This window comes from Oscillibacter sp. CU971 (assembly GCF_905219725.1).
In the GTDB taxonomy this organism is placed as follows: Bacteria; Bacillota; Clostridia; order Oscillospirales; family Oscillospiraceae; genus Oscillibacter.
This window is the reverse complement of the sequence record NZ_CAJMXG010000349.1, coordinates 1-2,534: the sequence shown is the minus strand read 5'-3', so window position 1 is coordinate 2,534 and position 2,534 is coordinate 1. Positions and strand designations below refer to the sequence as shown.

At 53.7% G+C, this 2,534-nt stretch carries 4 protein-coding genes; all 4 read right to left on the bottom strand.

The window, feature by feature from the left end:
- Positions 1-33: 33 nt before the first annotated feature.
- Positions 34-588 carry a hypothetical protein gene (locus tag JX325_RS15195; protein ID WP_016323164.1) on the bottom strand — a complete coding sequence of 185 codons (555 nt, stop codon included), beginning with the start codon at positions 586-588 and terminating at the stop codon, positions 34-36.
- A gap of 358 nt (positions 589-946) precedes the next feature.
- The gene (locus JX325_RS15190; RefSeq protein WP_204791905.1) at positions 947-1,165 is read right to left on the bottom strand and encodes a hypothetical protein; all 219 of its coding nucleotides are present in this window, start codon (positions 1,163-1,165) and stop codon (positions 947-949) included.
- 46 nt (positions 1,166-1,211) lie between these two features.
- Positions 1,212-1,814 carry an ImmA/IrrE family metallo-endopeptidase gene (locus JX325_RS15185; protein WP_204791904.1) on the bottom strand — a complete coding sequence of 201 codons (603 nt, stop codon included), beginning with the start codon at positions 1,812-1,814 and terminating at the stop codon, positions 1,212-1,214.
- Positions 1,811-2,200 carry a helix-turn-helix domain-containing protein gene (locus JX325_RS15180; protein ID WP_204791903.1) on the bottom strand — a complete coding sequence of 130 codons (390 nt, stop codon included), beginning with the start codon at positions 2,198-2,200 and terminating at the stop codon, positions 1,811-1,813. Before JX325_RS15180 ends, JX325_RS15185 begins: the two co-directional genes overlap by 4 nt.
- Between the last annotated feature and the right edge of the window lie 334 nt (positions 2,201-2,534).

Genomic DNA, 2,534 nt, shown 5'->3' with positions numbered 1-2,534 from the left:
CTTTACTACAACCTCCGGAGCCTGAAACCGAACTTATTTTTTCAAAAAATCTAAAACAAATTTTTCGAAGGCCGCTTTTCGCTTTTGAACAGCCCGGTCGGTGAGCTGGTATTTTTTACATAAACCGTTTGTGCAGGAACGCTTTGCCCCGGCCATGTAGAGATCCATCAGCTCCTCCGCCCAGGGCTTCCAGGCCCGTAACGCGCGCTTCAATTCTTCGATGAGAACCTGATCCGCTACAATGCCCTCGAGATTGAATTCAGAGGGAACACATTCATGCAGCGTCTCTACATCAGTATCCGGAACTCCTGTGTCCAGAGACTGATGCGTATAACTCATACCAATCTTGCGTTTCTTCTGGCTGACCGTATTTTTGCTGTTCCACTCCCGATATTCAGCGGCGGTTGCCTCAATATACATGCAGTCCAGTTCTCCGCCGTCTTCAAAGCAGTCTTTTACAAAGAGCCGGCGTCTCTCCAACGGCAGCCGCCTGTTTTCCTTCAGAATGGCGTCCCACTCCTCCTGCGTCGCCGCGGCAAGCTGCCGGGTACCGTTGACCTGCTTATAGACCAAATATGTAAATTTCATTTGGGTGATCTCCAATCTCAAAATTTGGGGGAAAGGTGCGGTTTTGAGACTGGAGGTCACGGGTATTTCGCTGTATAGGGCTGCCAAAAGTGCAGAGACATAAAAATCCTTTCCGCCTTTCAGCCGGCGAAAAGGACAACAAAAAGGGAGCCTTACACATAGCTAAAAAGCTACCTGTAAGGCTCCGAACGCGATGGCTCCCGTAGTTACATCCCTGATATCCCGGCCTGCCGCGGCCCGAGTATCGGGCGGGGCCGGTCAGGAGAGGCAGTGTAGTGCGATGTGATACGCTGCCTGCTCGGTGATGACGGGCGGTTGGTGCGCTTGACTAAGTATTGGGGTCGAGGGAGAGACGGGATCACGCTCCCGCCTGCTGCTGCTCTGAATTGACTTCTCTTTGAAATATCATGCCGATCTGCGCCCCGCATTTTGGGCACTTGGTGAACCACTCCGCCTTGGCGGACTGCCGTGGTCCGAAGAGCCGCAGGTGCGCGGGGTCTGTCTGGCTTGCCGCGTCCAGAATACGGCCCCGATGACAAACCGGGCAGTAGATCGTGCGGGATTCCTTCTCCTTCATTTCCACCTCCTGCTGTTCCCTTTTTAGTGAACATAACGATAAAACTTTACAGCAGTCGGTGGTTGGTGAGCCGGATGCGCATGGCCTGTCTGGACACCTGAAACACATTGGCCATATCGTCGATGAGCTGGCCGTCCTGACGGCCTCCCCGGAGCTGGTAGAAGCACCGCTTGATTTGGGCGATGGGCATAAGGATGGCGGAGCCAAGCATATTGGCCTGTATCTCCAGGGTAGTCTCGGACTGTTCTGCAATCATAGCCGCACTCCGGCCTGTGCCGGTGTACAGCTTTTTGTGGAGTATCCAATGGGCCAGCTCGTGGGCACAGGTAAAGCGCAGACGGCCTGTGCTGGCGTCCTCCTCACAGAGCGAGGCGTCAATGAGAATGGTGCCGGCCCGGACAGGGAAGAGGGTGTACTCCCGGTTTTCCATGTCATACACCGCCTCCAGACCTTCGTCAAAAATGGTCTTGCCCAGGATGCGGCCATTCTTCCGGAGATACTGGTACTCCAGGGATACGCCGCGGGCCTCGATCATCTCCTCAATGGGGACGGCGGCAGGGGAACCGTAGTACAGCGCGGAATCATAGCCGCACAGCACCTTTCGCGCGATATTTTCAAGCACCTGTTCCTGATAATGGATATTTGTCATGGTCCATCCCTCCTGTTCTTGGACGTCCGTTTGGTGATACGGTCAATAAACTCCTGCCACTCCTCGTCAGTGGCATCCACCTCCTTGGCGGTGCGCAGAGCGGCGCGGACGATGTCCCGCTCCATGATATACTCCGGCAGGTCTGCCGGGACCTTCATTTTTTGGGATGCGGCTGCCAGATCCAGAAACAGCTCCCGCTCCTCTTTGCTCAGATGCAGTTCCTCTGCCAGCCTGTCCAGATGTTCCTTGGCCGGCGCAGGTTTACGGTCTGTTTCGATGATGCTCATATATACGGGAGACAGGTCCAGCCGTGCGGCCAGCCCCCGGAGGGAAATTCCCAGCGCCATCCGCTTCTGGCGGACAAAGGCGCCGAATGTCTGATTCATTTTGCATACCCCCTTTATCGTTTACCCGGTAGTAAACGGCTTGACCATAGTATATCGCGTCTTTGTTCGATTGGCAAGAGGGCAAAAATGAGGTGTCCCCAGTTGGGAACACCTCACGAGGTTTCGACAGTTCTTGACGCTATATTGGGCAGCACCCTGGAAGTTTAGTGTGCATTTTCAATATCATCCAAATAATCAGCACCCACATAAACGACACTATCATTTTTTATAACAAAACCGATATTCTCTCCCCACTCACCTTCGCCTTCAACCGCATAGGCCATTTCATCAGCTTTGCTTTCCATCCCCACATACAACACCATGAACCAGCAAT